20 protein-coding genes are annotated in these 19,342 nt (G+C 60.7%); 11 read left to right on the top strand and 9 right to left on the bottom strand.

What is annotated here, in order from left to right; all coding sequences use genetic code 11:
• The first annotated feature begins 84 nt into the window (after positions 1 to 84).
• The 7 genes from I6J26_RS04555 (at position 85) to I6J26_RS04585 (ending at position 7,757) form a co-directional block, all read left to right on the top strand.
• Positions 85 to 2,982, top strand: a complete 2,898-nt coding sequence (locus tag I6J26_RS04555; RefSeq protein ID WP_115023699.1) for a Na+/H+ antiporter subunit A — start codon at positions 85 to 87, stop codon at positions 2,980 to 2,982.
• Positions 2,982 to 3,482 carry a Na(+)/H(+) antiporter subunit C gene (locus tag I6J26_RS04560; protein WP_115023700.1) on the top strand — a complete coding sequence of 167 codons (501 nt, stop codon included), beginning with the start codon at positions 2,982 to 2,984 and terminating at the stop codon, positions 3,480 to 3,482. The genes I6J26_RS04555 and I6J26_RS04560 overlap by 1 nt, the downstream gene beginning before the upstream one ends.
• Positions 3,475 to 5,271: a Na+/H+ antiporter subunit D gene (locus I6J26_RS04565; RefSeq protein WP_115023702.1), complete on the top strand. Its 1,797-nt coding sequence runs from the start codon at positions 3,475 to 3,477 to the stop codon at positions 5,269 to 5,271. Before I6J26_RS04560 ends, I6J26_RS04565 begins: the two co-directional genes overlap by 8 nt.
• Entirely contained in the window at positions 5,268 to 5,786 is a 519-nt protein-coding gene (locus I6J26_RS04570) for a Na+/H+ antiporter subunit E (protein WP_115023704.1), read from the top strand. The genes I6J26_RS04565 and I6J26_RS04570 overlap by 4 nt, the downstream gene beginning before the upstream one ends.
• Entirely contained in the window at positions 5,786 to 6,058 is a 273-nt protein-coding gene (locus I6J26_RS04575) for a monovalent cation/H+ antiporter complex subunit F (RefSeq protein WP_039676832.1), read from the top strand. The genes I6J26_RS04570 and I6J26_RS04575 overlap by 1 nt, the downstream gene beginning before the upstream one ends.
• Positions 6,055 to 6,435: a monovalent cation/H(+) antiporter subunit G gene (locus I6J26_RS04580; protein ID WP_115023706.1), complete on the top strand. Its 381-nt coding sequence runs from the start codon at positions 6,055 to 6,057 to the stop codon at positions 6,433 to 6,435. The genes I6J26_RS04575 and I6J26_RS04580 overlap by 4 nt, the downstream gene beginning before the upstream one ends.
• An 83-nt stretch (positions 6,436 to 6,518) precedes the next feature.
• On the top strand, positions 6,519 to 7,757 hold the full coding sequence (locus tag I6J26_RS04585; protein WP_115023708.1) for a glycosyltransferase 87 family protein: 1,239 nt from the start codon (positions 6,519 to 6,521) through the stop codon (positions 7,755 to 7,757).
• On the opposite strand, the gene I6J26_RS04590 is transcribed toward I6J26_RS04585, so the two are convergent.
• The 3 genes from I6J26_RS04590 to I6J26_RS04600 all read right to left on the bottom strand — a co-directional run bounded on the left by I6J26_RS04590 (position 7,754) and on the right by I6J26_RS04600 (position 10,049).
• A complete protein-coding gene (locus I6J26_RS04590) occupies positions 7,754 to 8,899 on the bottom strand; it encodes a glutamate--cysteine ligase (protein WP_115023710.1) in 1,146 nt (381 codons plus the stop codon). The two genes, I6J26_RS04585 and I6J26_RS04590, sit on opposite strands and share 4 nt — an antisense overlap.
• Positions 8,900 to 8,947: 48 nt before the next feature.
• Positions 8,948 to 9,712, bottom strand: a complete 765-nt coding sequence (locus I6J26_RS04595) for a LytR C-terminal domain-containing protein (protein WP_239121831.1) — start codon at positions 9,710 to 9,712, stop codon at positions 8,948 to 8,950.
• An 85-nt stretch (positions 9,713 to 9,797) separates the two neighbouring features.
• The gene (locus I6J26_RS04600) at positions 9,798 to 10,049 is read right to left on the bottom strand and encodes a DUF3263 domain-containing protein (RefSeq protein ID WP_115023712.1); all 252 of its coding nucleotides are present in this window, start codon (positions 10,047 to 10,049) and stop codon (positions 9,798 to 9,800) included.
• A gap of 16 nt (positions 10,050 to 10,065) precedes the next feature.
• Between I6J26_RS04600 and I6J26_RS04605 the strand changes: the two genes are divergently transcribed.
• From I6J26_RS04605 to I6J26_RS04620, 4 genes are read left to right on the top strand one after another with little or no spacing between them, the layout of a single operon-like run.
• Positions 10,066 to 10,680 carry a peptide deformylase gene (locus I6J26_RS04605; RefSeq protein ID WP_039676856.1) on the top strand — a complete coding sequence of 205 codons (615 nt, stop codon included), beginning with the start codon at positions 10,066 to 10,068 and terminating at the stop codon, positions 10,678 to 10,680.
• The gene (locus I6J26_RS04610) at positions 10,680 to 11,678 is read left to right on the top strand and encodes an N-acetylglutamate synthase, CG3035 family (RefSeq protein WP_115023714.1); all 999 of its coding nucleotides are present in this window, start codon (positions 10,680 to 10,682) and stop codon (positions 11,676 to 11,678) included. The genes I6J26_RS04605 and I6J26_RS04610 overlap by 1 nt, the downstream gene beginning before the upstream one ends.
• A 5-nt stretch (positions 11,679 to 11,683) precedes the next feature.
• Positions 11,684 to 12,493: an exodeoxyribonuclease III gene (locus tag I6J26_RS04615; RefSeq protein ID WP_115023716.1), complete on the top strand. Its 810-nt coding sequence runs from the start codon at positions 11,684 to 11,686 to the stop codon at positions 12,491 to 12,493.
• Positions 12,494 to 12,508: 15 nt separating this feature from the next.
• On the top strand, positions 12,509 to 13,972 hold the full coding sequence (locus tag I6J26_RS04620) for a phospholipase D-like domain-containing protein (protein ID WP_115023718.1): 1,464 nt from the start codon (positions 12,509 to 12,511) through the stop codon (positions 13,970 to 13,972).
• Between the two features lie 35 nt (positions 13,973 to 14,007).
• Here the strand turns inward: I6J26_RS04620 and I6J26_RS04625 are convergent, their stop codons facing one another.
• From I6J26_RS04625 to I6J26_RS04650, 6 genes are all read right to left on the bottom strand, one after another.
• Positions 14,008 to 14,469 (bottom strand): hypothetical protein, encoded by a 462-nt coding sequence (locus tag I6J26_RS04625; RefSeq protein WP_115023720.1) that lies wholly within the window; start codon positions 14,467 to 14,469, stop codon positions 14,008 to 14,010.
• Positions 14,469 to 15,818 carry an AAA family ATPase gene (locus I6J26_RS04630; RefSeq protein ID WP_181815402.1) on the bottom strand — a complete coding sequence of 450 codons (1,350 nt, stop codon included), beginning with the start codon at positions 15,816 to 15,818 and terminating at the stop codon, positions 14,469 to 14,471. Before I6J26_RS04630 ends, I6J26_RS04625 begins: the two co-directional genes overlap by 1 nt.
• 109 nt (positions 15,819 to 15,927) lie before the next feature.
• Positions 15,928 to 17,109, bottom strand: a complete 1,182-nt coding sequence (locus I6J26_RS04635) for a multidrug effflux MFS transporter (RefSeq protein ID WP_115023724.1) — start codon at positions 17,107 to 17,109, stop codon at positions 15,928 to 15,930.
• The gene (locus tag I6J26_RS04640) at positions 17,106 to 17,870 is read right to left on the bottom strand and encodes an ABC transporter permease (RefSeq protein WP_115023726.1); all 765 of its coding nucleotides are present in this window, start codon (positions 17,868 to 17,870) and stop codon (positions 17,106 to 17,108) included. Before I6J26_RS04640 ends, I6J26_RS04635 begins: the two co-directional genes overlap by 4 nt.
• Positions 17,860 to 18,798, bottom strand: a complete 939-nt coding sequence (locus tag I6J26_RS04645; protein WP_115023729.1) for an ABC transporter ATP-binding protein — start codon at positions 18,796 to 18,798, stop codon at positions 17,860 to 17,862. The genes I6J26_RS04640 and I6J26_RS04645 overlap by 11 nt, the downstream gene beginning before the upstream one ends.
• A gap of 39 nt (positions 18,799 to 18,837) precedes the next feature.
• Complete coding sequence (locus I6J26_RS04650; RefSeq protein WP_115023732.1) at positions 18,838 to 19,326, bottom strand: NUDIX domain-containing protein; 489 nt, start codon at positions 19,324 to 19,326, stop codon at positions 18,838 to 18,840.
• Positions 19,327 to 19,342 lie beyond the last annotated feature (16 nt).

A 19,342-nucleotide genomic window follows, 5' to 3' on the forward strand; every position in this document is an offset into this window, starting at 1 on the left:
TGTAGGGTGAGCACTAGTCAATGCCTGCCATTGCGGTGGGTTTAGCCCCGTCCCAAACTTGGAAAGGACGCCCCCGCAACAACCGTGCTCACTCTCTTTAGCGCCCTGGTTTTCACCACCATCGCCGCTCCCTTTCTCATCCTTTACCTCGGCCGGAGGGCCTTCGGTCTTCTCGCGATTGTGCCCGCCGTCGGGTTCTTGTGGGTGCTGCAACAACTCACCGACGGCACACTGCGTGACGGCCATCAGCTCGCCTTCGATGCCGTATGGATGCCCGCCGCGCACCTCGATATCAGCTTCCGCATGGACGCGCTCTCTGCGCTGTTCAGCCTCATTGTCCTCGGCGTGGGCGCCTTAGTGCTCATCTATTGCTGGGGGTATTTCGACCATTCGCGTCGGCGTCTTGCGCTCTTTGGTGGGCAGATGGTGGGCTTTGCCACGGCCATGTATGGCCTGGTGATTTCCGATAACTTCCTGTTGCTCTACGTCTTCTGGGAAATCACCTCGCTGCTCTCCTTCCTCCTGGTGAGCTACTACGGCGAGCGCGCCTCCTCGCGTCGTGCCGCTCAGCAGGCCCTGATGGTCACCGCCCTCGGCGGCCTCACCATGCTCGTGGGCATTATTCTGCTGGGCCGGCAGACCGGTGCCTGGTCCTTCACCGCCATTGCGTCCACCGATCAGTTGGCGAACACGCCGTACCTCACGGTGGCTATCGTGCTTATTCTGTGCGGTGCGCTGTCGAAATCCGCTATCGCCCCAGCGCACTTCTGGCTACCAGGCGCTATGGCTGCCCCGACGCCGGTCTCGGCCTACCTGCACTCCGCTGCCATGGTCAAGGCCGGTATCTACCTCGTGGCGCGCTTGGCTCCGTCGGTGCACGACATTTCCACGTGGCACCTCGTGGTGCTGCCTTTGGGAGCTTTCACCATGCTGCTCGGCGGCTGGATGGCGCTCAAGCAGCGCGACCTTAAGCTCATCTTGGCCTATGGAACGGTCTCCCAGCTGGGCTTTATCACGACCATCATCGCCATCGGCTCCCGTGAAGCCATGCAGGCGGGCCTTGCGCTGACCTTCGCGCACTCGCTGTTCAAGGCCGCGCTCTTCATGATCGTGGGTGCGATTGACCATGCGTCGGGAACGAGGGACATCGACAAGCTCGCAGGGCTGGGCAAGAAGCAACCATTCCTGTACCTCCTCGCCATCATTCCCGCTATGTCCATGGCGGGTGTCCCGCCACTGCTGGGCTTCGTGTCCAAGGAGGCCACGCTCGAGGCGATTATGGGCGAGGACCTGCTCGTCGGCATGCCACGCAATATGCTTCTCGTGGCCGTCGTCGCGGGTTCTGCACTAACCATGGCCTATGCACTGCGCTTCCTCTGGGGTGCCTTCGCCTCCAAGGGGCAGGAGGAGCCTTCTGAAGCCGTTGCCGCCATGCACCCGGTGGGCCCTTTCCTGTGGATCCCACCGGCCGCGCTGACGCTGCTCACCATCTTCTTTGGTCTGCTACCCACGCCGCTTTCCCACGGCATCACGCAGCACCTCGACAACACCTATGGCGCGGAGGAAGCCTCCCACCTCGCGCTGTGGCATGGCTGGACTATCACCTTGCTGCTGTCGGCTGTCATCATCGTCGCCGGTGTGGTGCTGCACTGGCAGCGCCGTGCGCTGGCCAAGGCGCAGTTCACCTACCCGGCGCTGGGTTCGGCGGACAAGGCTTATGACAACGTCATCAACTCCCTGCGCCAGCTCTCGCTGCGCACCACTGCCTCGACGCAGCGCGGTTCGCTGCAGTTCAACCTGACGGTCATCTTTGCCACCCTCATGGTCTTGCCCATTATCATGTTGATCCGCGGTGACCTCACCAACGTCCATATGATCGTGGCGGAAAACCCCTGGCAGGCCATCGCTGCGGCCATCATTATCATCGCTGCAGTGGGCGCAACGGTTCTGGATAACCGCCTCTCTGGCGTCATTGTCGTCGGCGTGACCGGCTACGCGCTGTCCTTCATTTTTGCCCTCCATGGCGCACCGGATCTGGCTCTCACCCAGCTGCTCGTGGAGACCATCATCATGGTGTTCTTCATGCTGGTGCTGCGCCGCATGCCCTCCAATACCGAATGGAAGCAGGACCCCAAGATTGGGCGCCTGCGCGCCTGGCTCGCCGTAGGCGTGGGCCTGACGGTGACCGTCGTGGGCATGTTCGCTGTCAACGCCCGCCGCGAGGAACCCATTTCGCAATACATGCCAGATCTAGCCAAGGAAATTGGCCACGGCGCTAATACCGTCAACGTGTTGCTCGTGGACTTGCGTGCGTGGGATACCTTCGGCGAAATCACCGTGCTCATCATCGCCACGACAGGTATTTCCTCGCTGGTCTTCCGAACCCAAAGCTTTGCGCGTGCTTCCCGCCGCCCCACCCTCCGAGTGACGGGCCGCCGGTGGCTGGCCGCGGGCGTGGAATCGGAGAAGGCCCTCAACCGTTCCCTCATGGTAGATGTCAGCACTCGCTTGCTCTTCCCCTCCATGATGGTGCTGTCTCTCTACTTCTTCTTCAGCGGCCACAACGCCCCTGGCGGTGGATTTGCTGGCGGCCTTGTCGCGGCGCTGGCGCTGATCCTGCGCTACCTGGCGGGCGGCCGTGCAGAGCTCGAGGAAGCGCTGCCGCTCGATGGCGGCCGCACCATGGCAGTAGGTCTGCTGCTTTCTCTCGGCGCGGTGGTAACCCCGATGTTCTTCGGCCATCCGCCACTAACCACGGCCTATACAAAGCTGCCTATCCCGCTGATCGGCGATGTGTCGCTGCCCTCGGCGCTGATTTTCGACGCCGGCGTCTACCTCATCGTCGTGGGCCTCGCGCTATGCACTCTGACGTCGCTGGGCGCGAAGCTCGATGAGGAAGAAGAGATGCGTAAGCAGCGAGCCCGCGACCGCGCTCGGTCCCTGGCCCGCCGCACGAAGGAGAAAGAGAAAGGACACGCCTGATGGATGCCAATTTGATGCTTCTGCTGGCCGCAGGCGTGCTCTGCGGGGCCGGGGTCTACCTCTTGTTGGACCGCGCGATGACCAAGATGCTGCTTGGCATCTTGCTGCTGGGCAACGGCGCCAACCTCTTCATGCTCATGGCCGGTGGCCAGGCGGGCTCGCCGCCTATCGACGGCCGCACTTCCCGCCCCTACGGCGAGCAAATCGCCGACCCGCTGGCGCAAGGCATGATCCTCACCGCCATTGTGATTTCCATGGCGCTGACCGGTTTCATCCTCACCTTGGCTTACCGCCAATACCGTTACCGCAGTGCGGACGTTATTGAGGATGACGCTGAGGACACCGCTATTGCGGCAATGGCTTCGCGCCCGGGTAATGCGTCCGCAGCGCCGGACCATGACGCCTCCAATGACCCAGCCACGGGCCGCGCCACCAAGGAAGGCGATAGATTTGGCCCCCAGGTCTTTGAGGAGCCGGTAAAGGAGGCGAATGATGACTGAGTCCATCGCTTCCGCTGTGCACGCGCTACTGCCGTATGTCAGCTACCTCATTCCGCTGCCGATTATCATCCCGGCCTTCGCGGCCGTCCTTGCCATCTTGTGCTCCCGTAGCGTTAATGCTCAACGCCGCGTCGCGTTCTTCTCCCTCCTCACCTTGGCTGCCGTCAATGCCGTGTTGATTTTCATCGCGGACACGACCGGTATCCAGACTTTGCAGGTGGGCGGTTGGGATGCCCCCGTGGGTATCACGCTGGTGGCAGACCGTTTATCCACGGTCATGTTGTTTACCTCCTCCGTCGTTCTTTTCTCCGTGATGTGGTACGCCATTTCACAGGGTGTGCGCGATGGCACGAAGGACGAGCCGGTGGCGGTCTTTCTGCCGACCTACATGCTGCTCACCATGGGCGTGAACGTGTCTTTCCTGGCAGGCGACTTGTTCAACCTCTACGTGGGCTTCGAGATTTTCCTCGTGGCCTCCTATGTGCTGCTCACGCTGGGAGCTTCCGCGGCCCGTGTGCGCGCAGGCGTGGGCTACGTCATGGTGTCCATGGCTTCCTCGCTCATCTTTGTGCTGGCCTTAGCCTATGTCTACGCCACGGTGGGAACGATGAACATGGCGCAGATCGGCATCCGCATGGAAGACATCCCTGAGGGAACGCGCACCGCGGTATTCTCCGTACTGCTCATCGCTTTTGGCATTAAGGCGGCCATCTTCCCGCTGGATGCGTGGCTGCCGGACTCCTACCCCACCGCACCGTCGCTGGTCACCGCAGTGTTTGCGGGCCTCCTCACCAAGGTCGGTGTTTACTCCATTATCCGTGCGCGTACCTCCATCTTTACCGGTGGTGGGCTCGACACCCTGCTCATGTGGGTCGCGCTGGCCACCATGCTCGTCGGCATCTTTGGCGCCATTGCCCAATCCGACATCAAGCGTTTGCTGTCCTTTACCCTGGTCAGCCACATCGGCTACATGGTCTTCGGCGTGGCCCTCGGCACTGCGCAGGGCCTGTCCGGCGCCATCTTCTACGCCGTGCACCACATTCTGGTGCAAACCACACTTTTCCTCGTCGTTGGCCTCATTGAGCGCCAGGCCGGAACCTCCTCGCTGCGCCGACTGGGCTCGCTTATCTACAGCGCACCGCTCATCGCCATTTTGTACTTCATTCCGGCGATCAACCTCGGTGGCATACCGCCGTTCTCTGGCTTCTTGGGCAAGATCATGCTGTTGGAGGCCGGCGCGAACGAAGGTTCCTGGCTCTCCTGGGTGCTTATTGGCGGCGCAATTCTCACGTCGCTGTTGACCCTCTACGTCATGGTGCTGGTGTGGGCCAAGGGCTTCCTGCGTGACCGCGCTGATGCTCCGGAAGGCCACCTGGCTATGGTGCGCCCCTCCCCACTGAGCGAGGTCACCGAGTACGTCGAGCTCAAGGAACGCGATGACGTTGGCCGTGTGCCCTTCGGCATGCTGGCCTCCACCTGCCTGCTGGTTATCGCCTCGGTGTCCATGACCTTCCTGGCGGGCCCAATTTCGGGCGTGACCACGCGTGCGGCCACGTCGGCGCAGGATGATTCCATCTACCGCTATGCGGTACTGGGTGATTCCTTTGAAAACCCCACCCGCCACCTCGATCCAAAGGACCGCTACGACGGCGGTGCAGACTCGTTGAAGAACCGTAGCGAGCCCCTACCGGAGCGAAAGCCGGCGGAGCCGACACGGGAGACGTCGGCAAGCGCGACGGCTCCCCTGCCTACCTCCGTAGGCGCTGCTGAAGAGGAGGTCGCACGATGAGACTCTCGGGTTTCAAGCACCGCTTCCGTCCCTGGTTCGTGGTGTGGATTGTGGTCATGTGGTGTCTGCTGATGGGCGAGGTGACCGTAGCGAACCTCGTCGGTGGGTTACTGGTGGGCCTGTTCATCGTGCTGGCGCTGCCGCTGCCGGCCATGCCCGTCGAGGGAATTTCAGTGAGCTGGGGCAAGCTCATTGTCTTTGCCGCCGGCTGGTTCGTCGATCTGCTCGAGGCCTCCATCAGGGTGGGCTGGCTAGCTGTGCGCCCGCAGCCCGTGCCCAAGACCGCCATTGTGAAACTACCTATGCGCGTGGAGAATGAGTTTGTGCTCTCGCTGGCTGTAAGCCTCTACAACCTGCAGCCGGGCGGGACGGTGTCCGATATCGACATTGCTAACCGCATGCTCACCATCCACCTGCTCAACGCCGACTCCGAAGGCCACCTCGAACGCGAAATCGCTGCGGTGCGCAAGCTGGAGGCGGACCTGATCGCCATTTTTGAAAGGAGCCACGCCTGATGGATACGGGTCTTTATGAAATCCTGCTCACGGTGGCTGCCGGCTTCCTCGTGGTGGCCTTCCTCATCACGACGTGGCGCATCGTCGTCGGCCCTAATTCGCTGGACCGGCTCGTTGCCATGGACGGATTTGTGGCCATGTTCCAATGCGCCATGGCTACCTATATTTGCTGGACACTGGACACGACGGTGTCCAACGCCATGCTCGTCGTTGCGCTGTTGGGTTTTATCTCCACGGTGTCTGTCACCCGATTTAGGAAGAGGGATTCATGAGTTACGCACTGATTTCCGATGTCCTCTCGATCATCCTCATCCTGGTCGGCTCTATCCTCATTCTGGCCGCTGCCATTGGCGTTGCACGATTTAGTGACACCATGGCGCGCGTGCATGCCATTTCCAAGCCGCAAACCACCGGGCTTATCTTCACCATTCTGGGTGCGCTCATCAAGGTGACGGGCTCGGAGGACTTCAGCGTGGCAGAACGCGGGGACCTGGGCATCCTTATCTTGCTCGTGCTTTTTGCCATGATCACCAGCCCTGTCACCGCGCAACGAACCACCCGTATTGCTCGCCGTGAAGGCCTCTATGGCACGGCCGACTCGATGACGCGTAACGAGCATCCGGCGACGCGTTCTATGCGCCGCAAGTAGTTAACGGTGGTTCGCTCACCTTCGACGATGCACTCCTCATATATCCTCCTAGAGACACATTTCATCGTCTGAGGAGAATTTCCGTGAAGAAGCTGCAGGGCATCCCGACGATCTGCGCTGTCCTCGCGCTGGGGATCGCAGTGATGGTCTACCGCATTATCCAGTTCGACGGCCACAAGGCATTCACGTTCATCCTCCCCTTCGACCTGGCTATTTACCGCATGGCGGGCGAGGACCTCAACGCGGGCGGGCTGCTATACGACGCCCCTTATATCTACGAGTTCCCCTTCACCTACCCGCCGTTTGCGGGAATTCTCTTCCAGGTCCTGCCGTTCTTCAGCAAAGATGCTCTCACCATCCTCTGGCCGACCTTGATGTTCCTGGCAGTCCTAGCCATCGTGGTGATGGTTTTCCGCGAGCGCGGCGTAAAGCTCACGCCTGCGGCCGTTCTGGTCGCGGTGTTGCTCACTGCGCTGACGCCGGCGAATGAGACGATGCATGGCTCCCTGTACTACGGCCAGGTCAATGTTTTCCTGATGTTCCTCGTCGCGCTCGACTTCCTGCCGATGAAACGCCGCCTGCCCGGCATCGGCATCGGTCTGGCAGCGGGTATCAAGCTCACGCCGGCCTACATGGGCCTCGCACTGCTCTTTGAGAAGCGCTGGTGGGCCGCTGTGGGCTCCGTCGTAACCTTCCTGGTCACTGTGGTGCTGGGCTTCCTCTTTGTGCCGGATGCCATGAATTTCTGGACCGACGCCATGTTCAATTCCTCGCGCGTCGGCGAACATGCCAACCCTGGCGCAAAGTCGCTGCGCTCGCTCATGTTCCGCTTGTGGGGCATCGACGGCGGAATCCTGTGGCTGCTAGCAGTCTTGGTCATCTTCGTGCTCACGTGCCTGGCACTGCGCACTGCCTACAAGCGCGGCAACCGTACCGCTGCCTTCGCGCTGACGGGTATTAGCACCTGCTTGGTCTCGCCCTTCTCGTGGTACCACCACTTCGTGTGGACCTTGCCCTTTGTGATTATGGTCTTCGTTGCCGTCAACCAGGCGGTGGGCGAGCGCGTTAGCGGTAAGTTCGGCGAGCAACTCGCCGCCCTGGCCGGGCTGGCCGCCCTCTTCGTGGTGTCCTTGCCCTTTATGTCGGTGCCGGTGTGGTTCTCCATGTCCTCGGCCAACCTCGACTCGATGACGTCCTTCCAGCCGTGGGCGACGTCCCTGTGGACGCTGTCCTGCATCCTCTTCATCGCCGGCTACGCCCTGTGGGGCTTCATCGCCCCGCGCCCGAAGGCCGGCTCGGCGGTTCCGGCGTCGAAGGCTTAGTCCACAGCGAGCGGCAGCAGCTGCTCCATCTCGTCCGCGGTGGCCTTAACTACCTTCTGCCAGCTTCCGGTCTCCTGATATAGGCGGCGCTGGCGCTCATAGCCCGCCCCGCCGTCGATGATGTCTTGCACCAGCTGCAGCTCCTTGGCGCAGCCGAGCTCTTCAGAAAGCGGGGCCAGCTGAACCAGGAGATCCGCTAACTCGTCCTTGACCCAACGCTCATCCGTCGCACGTGAGGTGATGACCAACGCGTCCATGCCATAGCGCGCGCCTCGCCACTTGTTCTCCGCCACGTGCCACGGCTGGAGGGTCGGCAGCTGCTCACCGGCATCGATCAGACGGTCGTAGTAAACGACGAGGCAGTGCGTGAGCGCCACGATGGCGGAAAGCTCGCGAAGGTTAGAGGCGGCGTCGGAAATGCGCACCTCCACCGTGCCCCACTTGGAGGCCGGGCGGACATCGAAGTGCATGGAGCCTGTGTGGTTGATGACACCAGAGATGGCCTGGTCCCGCATGTAGGACTGCCACTGCGACCAGTCCTCAAACTGGTAGGGCATACCCGCGGTGGGCAGCTGCTGGTACAGCATCGTGCGGTTGGAGGCGTAGCCGGTATCCAGCCCTTCCCATGCCGGGGAGCAGGCAGAGATGGCCAACAGGTGCGGGTACTTCGTCATCAAGGCGTTGATGATGGGCCACACCCGGTCTTCGTGGCGAATGCCCACATGCACGTGCGTTCCCCACAGCAGCATCTGCTGCCCCCAATACTGGGTTCGGTTGATAATTTCGGAATAGGCGGGCTTATCGGACACCGGGTTCTTCCGGAAGTCCGTAAAGGGGTGCCCGCCGGAAGCCCACAGGCGCACGTCCATGGCTGCGGCCGCTTCGCGCACTGCGCTGAGCGACGCCTCCAAATCCCTCATCGCCTCCGGTACCGTCGCGCATACCCCGGTGACGAGTTCCACGGTGTTCTGGAGGAATTCCTTTTCCACGTGGATGCCGGGGTGGGCGGCACGGACGGCATCAATAAGCTCGGCACCACGCGGCACGAGATCCCAGGTCACTGGGTCAACGAGTGCTACCTCCCACTCGACCCCGAGCGTGGGCTCAGGGGAGCGGGCGAACTTCTCCTCCGGATTATTCACCTGTCTATCGTATCTGTCAGGTGGATGAATCTAATAAGATTTTATTCCTTAGGCCTGCGGAACTGCGAGGACCACGACGACGGCGTCGCCCTTGGTGTAGTCGCCGGTCAGCTCGGCCGGGTACGGCGCGATGGCACCGCCCGGAACGTTGCCGCCGTAGTACTGGGCTGCCAATTCCTTGGCCAGGTTCTCCGCTGCGGCGTCGCCCTCCGGGTAGTAGATGGTGGTCTGCGGTGCGACGAGAACGTCACCGCTCAGGTTGCCCACCTCGGAGACGTTGAACTTCTCGGACTTAAGGCGCTCAGCTTCGTCGGCGGCGTAGTTGGCGCGACCGGAGTTGTTGTAGACGTTGACCGGGATATCTGCCTGCTGACGGTCAGGGGCAGCACCTCTCTCCGCGCGGTTACCGGCTTCAGCATCCTCGCCTGCCTTGGCATCATCGGCAGCCTTATCTGCGCCTTCTGCGCGGTCCGCGCCCTCAGCACGGTTCGCACCGTCGGCGGTATCAGCACCGCCGGCGGTGTTGCCGCTCTCGGCTGCATCCTCACCTCCACCGGCCGCGCCGCCTTGGTTCTCGCCTTCGGCACCGCCGTTGGCGGGGCCGGTAACCGCGGCGTCGTTAGCGCCCTCGGAGGCGACATTTTCAGACTTATCAGAGGTCATGGCGTAGAGCCCCCACATGCCGAGCATGACAGCCACGGCGATGAGCACCATCGCGAGGCCACGCACGGGCAGCTTGGGCGCAGACGCAGCGGAGGCAGGCGCAGCGGAGGAAGCGGGCGAAGCAGAGTTTTCCGGATTCACATTAGTCACACAGGAAACTCTAGTAGCCAAAAGTGGTAGCGCGGCGCATTGCCACGCGCGGCGTGCCTAGTCGCCCGTGGAGCGGGCGGCGTGCCTAGTCGCCCGTGGAGCGGGCGGCGCGGCGGACGTCCTCGCGGGCGTCGCGAAGCCGGCGCAGGCGAGCAACGAGGAGGGGGTAGGAAGAGTGGGCCGCGGGGACGTCGAGAAGCACGTTGAGACGTTGGTGATAACGCACCGGCGAGATATCCAGCTGCGTGCGGATGGCCTCCTCCTTGGCGCCGATATCGCGCGGGGCGCGGGACTCGAACTCCAAAATGGCGGCGTCTAGGTCTGACAGGGACTGCATGCTTAAACTGTATGTCATGACTATTCGTCCCATCGTTATCCACGGCGACCCGGTCCTTCACAACCCGACCGAGCCGGTGACCGAAGCCATCGATTCGCCCGAGCTGCAGGAGCTCATCGCGGACATGCACGAGACCATGGATGCCGCGCACGGCGTGGGCCTGGCCGCCAATCAGATTGGCGTGAACAAGCGCCTCTTTGTCTACCACTGCCCCGACACTGACGGGCCTGACGGCACCGAACTACCCGAGGGCGGCATGCGCCGCGGCTGCGTCATCAACCCGGTACTGGAGACCTCCGAAATTCCGGAGACCATGCCCGCCGATGACGGCTCCGACGACGAAGGCTGCCTCTCCGTTCCGGGTGAGGGCTTTCCCACCGGCCGTGCGGACTGGGCGCGCGTCACTGGCAAGAACGAGAAGGGCGAGGACATCTCCATCGAAGGTTACGGTTTCTTCGCCCGCATGCTGCAGCACGAGACCGGCCACCTCGACGGTTTTGTCTACACCGACGTTCTCACCGGCCGCTACAAACGCCAGGCCAAGAAGACCATTAAGCGCAACGGCTGGACCGAAGCTGGCCTCACCTGGCTGCCGGGCGAGGACGAGGATCCCTTCGGACACGACGACTAATGTCCCGCATCTTCCGCTCCGATGACGTCTCCGTAGGTGAGCGTGTGGTGGCCCGGCGTGATTTCGGGGACGTGCACAGCGACGTGATTGGCCACGTGTTGAGCCTTGATCCGCTAATCATCCGCCCGCAGGAGGTGGGCGGCTACCCCTCATCGCTCGACGCCGTGGAGATTCCGCCGGAGCAGCTGAAGATTATTAAACGCCTCTCACCGCGTACGGTACGCAACTCCGATATACGCGCCGTCGAAGTCGCCACCGCGGCTGCCTTCCCCGGCAAAGAACATGCGTGGACCTCTGATGGGCAGTGGCTCATGCGCGCGGGCGATGGCGTCACGGGGCGTTCTAATTCGGCGGTGCCGCTGGGCCCGTCTGCAGGTTTCCTGCCTATCCCCATCGAGGAAATCGATGCTTTCTACGACCGCCACGGACTGCCGACGCGCCTGGCCATCCCGGAGCGCATCGGCAAGTCTGCTGAGAAGCTCGTCGCCGCGGAGCCGGAGGGATGGTCCTTGGAGCCAGAGATCCTCGTCATGGTCCGGGATCTGGAGCAGGTGCCGGAGCTTGGCGACGTCCACTGTGTCATCGATAAGCAGCCCGATGATGCCTGGCTCGACTTGTATCATTTCCGCGGCCAGGCGCTCCCGCCGCTGGCGCTGGAGTATCTGCGCAACCACATTGAGGGCACCATGGGCTTTGGGCGGCTGCTATCCGATGCAGGCGAGACGATTGCGATTACGCGCGGCACGCTCACTGAATCCGGCGATGGCACGGTGTGGCTAGGCTATTCCGCCGTGGAGGTGGCTGAAGGCTGGCGGCGCAAGGGACTGGGCACTGCTTTGGGCGCGCACATGCTCGCGTGGGGAAAGAACAACGGCGCACAGAAGGCATACTTGCAGGTAGTAGCGCACAATACCGCAGGTATCAGGCTGTACCAGAAGCTTGGCTTTATTGAGCAACACCGCCACCGTTACGCCTGCCGCGCGCCTCAAGTACCCTGAATCACATGCGCATCGCTTCGTGGAACATCAACTCCGTCCGCACCCGCGCGCACCGCGCGGTGGACCTGCTGGCCAAGCACGACATTGACGTGCTCTGCCTGCAGGAGACCAAGGTGACGGATGAGAAGTTCCCGCGCGAGCCTTTCGAAGAGGCCGGCTATCACGTCACCTGCCACGGGCTAAACCAATGGAACGGCGTAGCTATTGTGTCCAAGGATGAGCCAGAGGAGGTCCAGACCTTCTTCCCTGGGCAGCCAGGGTTCCACAAGGACCCGGCGAAGGAGCACAAACGTGAGGCCCGGGCGGTGTCCGCGCGCATCCGCGGGGTGGAGATCTGGTCGCTGTATATCCCTAACGGGCGCGAGATTACGGACCGGCACTACGACTACAAGCTGCAATTCCTCTACGCGCTGGCGCGCTACGTGGAAACCCGCGCGCACTCGAAGCTACTGCTCACTGGTGACTTCAACATTGCTCCGCGCGATGAAGACGTGTGGGATATCAGCCTCTTCCGCGGTAAGACGCACGTCACCGAACCGGAACGCGCAGCTTTCCAGATGCTCGAGGAAGCTGGCGTGGAGGAGGTCACGCGCCGCTTTACGGAGAAAGAGCGCTGGACATACTTTGATTACAAGTCGCTGCGTTTCCAGAAGAACGAAGGCATGCGCATTGACTTCCAGCTAGCCAGCGAGCCACTTGCTCGCCTCGTACAGGGAGCCCACGTGGACCTGGTGGAGCGCGCCGGCGATAAAACCTCGGACCACGTGCCGCTCATTGCAGATTTTGACGTCCCTGATTTCGCTTCGGTGCGTTAGGTGCATTAAACACTGATGAGCCTGAATATTGATCTCTCCGCATGGCAGCTCGCGCTGCTGTTCCTTGACTACGGCATAAAGATCATCGCCATTGGTGTCGTTCCCGAAGGGCGCCGTCCGTCCAGCTCCACTGCCTGGCTGCTGGCAATTCTTGTGCTGCCCCTCGTGGGCCTGCCGCTCTTCTTGCTTATGGGCTCGCCGTACATCAACCGACGGCGTCACCGCATCCAGCAAGAGGCCAACGAGCTCATCAGTGACGTCACCGCCTCCACCCCCAATCACCCGGAGGGCAGGCTTTCCCCCGAAATCGAATCGCTCATTCAGCTCAACCGCAACCTCACCGGCCACCCGGCACTCATCGGCCACAATAAGGGGCTCCATGCCTCCTATGATGAGGCCATCATGGCCATGGCCCGGGCCATCGACCGTGCGGAAAAATACGTGCTCATCGAGATTTATATCCAGTCCTGGGATGAGGTCACCGACATCTTCTTCCAGTCACTGAAACGTGCCCGCGAACGCGGCGTGGAGGTCAAGCTGCTGCTAGACCAGATTGGCAGCTACAAGTACAAGGGCTACTGCACGCTGGGCAAACGCCTCACCGCCATTGACGTGGATTGGCGCCTCATGCTGCCACTACAGCTACACAAGGGCCGCTTCCGCCGCCCCGACCTGCGCAATCACCGCAAGATCGTGGTCATCGATGGCCACACGGGGTTCTTAGGCTCGATGAACATCATCAAGCGCCAGTACAAAACCAAAGACCGCGCGTGGATCGACTACATGGTGGAACTCACCGGACCAATCGTGACCTCGCTGGCAGCTGTGTTTGCGGTGGACTGGTACTTGGAGTCTGAGGAACAGCTCTCCCTCGACATGCAGCCTTATGACGACGCCATGACGGAAGACTCCAACCACCTCCAGCTCGTCCCCTCCGGCCCTGGTTACACGACGGAACCCAACCTGCGCATGTTCAACTCGGTGGTGCACCACGCCAAAGACAAGCTGGTACTGTGCTCGCCGTATTTCATCCCGGATGAATCCCTCCTCGAAGCCGTGACCACCGCCTGTTACCGCGATGTGGAGGTCGACCTCCTCGTCTCAGCGAAGGCCGACCAGTTCATGGTCGACCATGCACAGTCCTCCTACTACCAGGCCCTCCTCGAGGCGGGCGTGCGGATTTTCCAGTTCCCTGAACCTTTCGTGCTGCATTCCAAGTTCATCCTCGCGGACCCGAACCTTCCGGGGCGCGAACCGCTGTGCATGTTCGGCTCCTCCAACATGGACATGCGCTCCTTTGGCCTGAACTACGAATCCACGATGCTCGTGGCCAAGGGCGACCTCATTGATGACTTCGCCCAGTTAGCCATCAACTACAAGAAGGTCTGCCACGAGCTGACCCTCGAGGAATGGAACAAGCGCGGGCTGTTGCGCCGCTACGTGGATAACGTCATGCGCCTGACCTCGGCCCTGCAGTAGCGTGCGATCACGTGCCCAGTGCTCACGCACTCGCCTTAGGTACTACTGGCGAGCATGGTGTCATACGTCCACACCTCTGCGGTTATTCCGGTAGCGCGCCTGTACAGCTCTCTTTCTGTCAAAATGCAAAGGTCCCCACCACCGACCTGCTGCATCATCAATTCCACCATCGTTTGGCCAGCTCGACGTTGTGAAATTAACTCAGTTATAAATTCCTTGTTCCACTGAAAGTCATGCAGTATCCACGGGGCTTGCCGTTGCGCGGTCAGCTCGAGCATCTGCGAGAACTTTTCCGCAATAGCGCGCCTTACCTGACCATCCGAAAGCTGCGCAATATGATTTCCAGTTTCGATGACAGCGGTGATAGGCAAGATAAACCTAGAGTTTTCGGACTGACGCTTCGAAAAGTCGTTTTTCACTTGTTCTCGATCCTGGCTCTTTTTCGGAATCTCAAGCAGATTATCCAGAACCGAAGTGTCAATGAAGTAAACGCGCATCAGCCAATCCCAAAAAGCTTATTCAGGTTGTCAAAGCTAGCCTTCGTATCGGTGTCATCGACCAATTCGCCGGCAGTTACAGCAGCTCCCAGACTGTGTTTCGAAATAGAGTCCACGAAATCCGGAAGTTCCACCAATGGTGAAAGTTCACTATTCCCGGTTTTCTCATCTCGGTAACACACCGCAACCTGACCGTTAGTTTCACCAGAAATCTGATCCAAAATCGCGGGGCTATGGGTTGTTACAAGAACTTGAGAGTCATGCTTGTGTGCTGATTCGTTAAGCATATGCATAACTCTTTGTGCCTGTGACGGGTGGAGACCGTTTTCCATTTCCTCGACCACGATTTGCGCTACGGCGCTTTCCACATCATCCCCGCGTGAAAGAGGCTGCTCGATATCCAAATCCCTGGGAGCTGTTTTTAATGCCGTTGCAATCGCCAGGAATCGAAGAAGCCCATCACTCATTTCACGTGCGGGTGTGCTTTCATGCCTACCATCCGCAAAGTGCTCGACAAGAGTAAGCATCACTTCGTCCAGCTGAGTGTCAATAAAATCCAAAGTAGAGTCCACTCCGGTAACGTGTGCAGCCAACTGCCCTAAATCGCGGAAGGTTTCAGGCGAATCCTTTCGTAATTGCCAAAGTACCGCCGAAAGGTTTTCGCCGCTGCGTTTGAGCTGAGCGTTCTTCTTCGCAACGTAGTTGCGCATAAGACTTGGCACTGGGTCGAGGTGAAACACAGATCGAAGTGCAGTACTCACAATCGATGCGCCCTTCAACACCGAATTCTCCGCACGGTTTTTCCCTGCAAGAACTGCCTTTACCTGCCCAAGAATTAGACGGGAGTCCCGCATAAGAGTTTCTGGATTTGCGCCACGCTTTCCATTGAAAATCTCCGCATAAATCCCAGCGAGCTTATCTGCCGCAGGTTGGGTCTTAAAAAGCTCTGCTTCTTTAGTTCTGACCCCATTTTTTTCGGAGTACCCTGGCCCCACCAGGCTTTCCTTAAGCACTCGCAGTTCCGGAAGCACCTGTATTTCTACGTCATAGCGAAAGATATCTTTTCCGGCTTCGACAGTGCAGCCCAGTTCAAAACTATCTTCGCCGTGTGGTGCACAACCACGGGAGCCTCCTCTAATTGGCCCTGCGTGCGTCATACGTCCGTCAAGAGCATCGCTGAGCTCCGAGCCCGACGATAACCGCGACAAAACCTCAAGCCCGTCTAAGGCGTTCGACTTGCCGGAGCTGTTTAGGCCTGTAAGAAAAGTCACCGGATGTAGTGTGAGTACGGCATCGTGAAACGATTTAAACCTGCGCAGTCGCAGCTCGGCAAGGCGGGGAGTGGACATGCCGCTCATGATACACATTTGCGCTGGCAATCATGGTCCTCAAGGTGACTCTCGTAATGCGGAGCGCGGACACTTTCCGCCACCAAAATCAGTCTCGCTACACCAGAAGTCAACCAGCTAGACGTGAGGAAGTACAAAGCCCGAACAGAGACACAAATCCGCAAGCTACCATGCCAAGCGCCATGGTGAGAGCTGGGTTGGATCCGAGCCCCATAAGCGGGCTCACCACGCTGGCCAGCAGGGATTGGCCAAAGCCCAGGATGGCGGAGACGCTGCCGGCGCGGGAGCGCATCAGCCCGGTGGCCAAGGCGGTGGCGTTGCCCATAATGAAACCCGTCGGCGCGATGCAGGCGAAGAGCACGCTGAGGGACAGCCACACCGGCGCGTTCGCCATGACCGTAAGCAGCAACAGCAGCGCGCACACCACGATGCCCCCGACACCACTGCGCAGCATGAAAGCCGGGGAGACGGAGTCCATAGCACGCGAGTTCACCAGCGTGGCGGCAAAGAGCCCCACGGCATTCACACCGAAAATCAGCGAATACGCCAGGGGCGAGAAGCCCCATTGGTCCTGAAGGACAAAGGCCGAGGCTGAGATGTAGCAAAACATCGAGCAGAAGCCGAAGGCCATGGTAACGAGGTAGGCCCACACTCGGCCGTTGGTGATAACTGCCCAGTAGTTGCCGGCAACAGTACGGGCCAAACTCGAACGAGCCGAATCTGAGCGGAAATGGACTGTCACGGTCTCCGGGACGATGAACCAGGCCAGAATCAGCTGCAGCGCATGAAGGCCGGCCAGAACCCAGAAGATGCCACGCCAGCCCAGCGGCTCCGCCAGCACGCCGCCTAGGACGGGGGCCACCGCCGGGGCAATTCCTTGCAGAGCCATAAGCAGTGAATAGGCTTTCGCCGCGGCGGCACCGTGGACAAGGTCAGGAACAACGGCACGCGCGAGCACCACGCAGGCACCGCCGCCGAGCCCCTGGAGCAGGCGAGCAACCACAAGGATAATGGCGCTGGGAGCCAATGCCGCCAGCACCGACGCAGCCAGGGCCAACGCTGCACCAGTTAGCAACAGTGGCTTGCGCCCAATGGCATCAGACAGCGGTCCCATGAGCAACTGGCCTATGCCCATTCCGATGAAGAAGCCCGAGATGGTCAGCTGAACCATGGAGCGGGTCGTGCCGAGGTCCGCCACGATCGCCGGCATGACCGGCAGGTACATATCCGTCGCAAAAGGCGCTGTTGCAGACAACAGCGCCAAGGTTGCAAGGAGGGGAAAGCGGATCACGCGTCGCGGCGCTCCACAGCCACAATGCCGAGAATCCACAGGAGCAAAGCCCAGCCGAAGAAGACGACCGCATTCATACCGACGCTATCCCAGGGCGCGGAGTCCTCCACCACGTCCATGGTCCAGTTGGTAAAGGCAGTAAAAGGCATGAAGTGAATCATCTTGTCACCGACTACCGGCAGGAAGCGCACGGTGTTCTCAATGCCCATGTAGAGGATGAGCGAAATCGCGACGGTACCCGCGGTATGGCGTAGCAACCATCCCAAGCCCTGGACAAACATGACCGCGCCGAAGCCAGCGACGGGCAAGGCCCACAGCAGGCGCTGAGCGCGTTCATCCGAGAAAGGCTGGAAAGCCTCCGCAGCGGATTCGTTGGCGGTCATATCCGCCAAGACAAAGATGTAGACCGCTCCCAAGAACAGGATGAGGGCAGCAATCACGCCATAGAGCAACAGTTTGGCCAGCGCCACCGTCCAGCGGTTGGGATTGGCCATGAACGTCACGGTTTGGGTCTTGTGACGGTACTCAGTGGTAATCACCATCGCGCCCTGAATCATGAGAATCGGCACGATCAGCACCAGGAGAATCGCCGCCAGCGCATTCGGCTGCAGCGGGCTAATGCCCAGTACAGCCTCGCCCGCATTAAGCGAGTTGAGCAAGGTCCAGCCCGTGATGATGACGAAAATCAGACCAGTGGTCCACCAGAAGGACTTCGTTGTGCGCAGCTTGGTCCACTCAGCATGCAGCGTATTAAGAAACATTGGTGGTGACCTCCTTCTGGGCCTGATACTGCACCGCATCCGTGGTCATCTTCATAAAGGCCTCCTCAAGGGAGGCGCGGTGCAACGTGAGCTCGGTCAGCGGCACTCCAGTGGAGTAGGCCAGCTGGCCCACGAAGTCAGTGGTCTGATCCGGGATAACCAGAGTTGGGCGCTGCTCCTCATCAGTAGACGTAGAGAACGCCACCCCGGCCTCCTTCAGCGCAAAGCCGAATTCACGCAGGTGTTCCGATCGCACGACAACTGAGGCAGAAGAGTTGTCCTTGACAAAGTCATAAGTGCGCTGGTTCGCCATCAACCGCCCACGCCCAATGACCACAAGGTGATCCGCAGTTTGCGCCATCTCCGACAGAAGGTGGGAAGAAATGAGCACCGTGCGGCCTTCCGCAGCAAGCGCGCGGACGAGGGAGCGCACCCAGCGAATACCTTCCGGGTCCAAGCCGTTGACCGGCTCATCCAGGATCAGCACACCTGGGTCGCCCAACAATGCCGCGGCCAAGCCAAGGCGCTGGCCCATACCTAGGGAGAAGCCGCCGGCTTTCTTACCGGCGACATTGGAAAGTCCCACGAGCCCCAGCACCTCATCCACGCGGGAGGTCGGGATACCGTTGGACTGTGCCATCCACTTCAAGTGGTTAGCGGCGGAGCGGTTGGCGTGGACCGCTTTAGCGTCGAGAAGCGCGCCCACCTCCCGCAACGGGTGCTTGAGCTCACGATAGTGCTTGCCATGCACCAAGGCCGTACCCGCTGTGGGGCGGTCAAGGCCCAGGATCATCCGCATGGTCGTTGACTTTCCGGCACCGTTTGGCCCCAAGAAGCCGGTTACCTGGCCCGGCTCTACTTGAAAGGTGAGGTCATCCACGGCGCGAACAGACTTATACTGTTTTGTCAGTCCGGCTACTTCAATCATGACCTACAGCGTGCCACAGCTTCCTGCCACATGCCTGCATTAGCCGCTCAATTCGCCATAGCGTGCCACCAGCTGCGGTAGCGCCTCCCGGAAAGGCGGAATCAGCTCCAACGCTTCTACCTGGTCGAACGGCACCCAGCGCAGCTCGGCGGATTCTTCATTGGGAGTCGTGGGCAAGCGCTCGCCCGTCACCGTACGCGCCAACACCGTGGTGTAGGTCCACCCACCAGCGAAGGGTCCCGCGGTGACGATGGATTCGAGGACCTCCACGTCCGCCGCAGCCACACCCGTTTCCTCCTCGGTCTCACGCAGCGCAGCCTGTTCGGCAGTTTCCGGCTTATCGCGCGCTCCGCCCGGGATTCCCCACGTCCCACCGTTGTTGGTCCACGTGGCGCGATGCTGCAGCAGCACCTCGTTGCCCGCTACGAGGAAAAGTCCCGCTGCCCCGAATTTGCCCCACACGGGAACCCCGCCCGGACCTTCGGCCCATCCGTCGCCGGAAATTTCTGGGTTTACGTGTGCACACATGCCTCCAATCTATACC

The sequence above is a fragment of the Corynebacterium minutissimum genome (assembly GCF_016889765.1).
Classification (GTDB): Bacteria; Actinomycetota; Actinomycetes; order Mycobacteriales; family Mycobacteriaceae; genus Corynebacterium; species Corynebacterium minutissimum_B.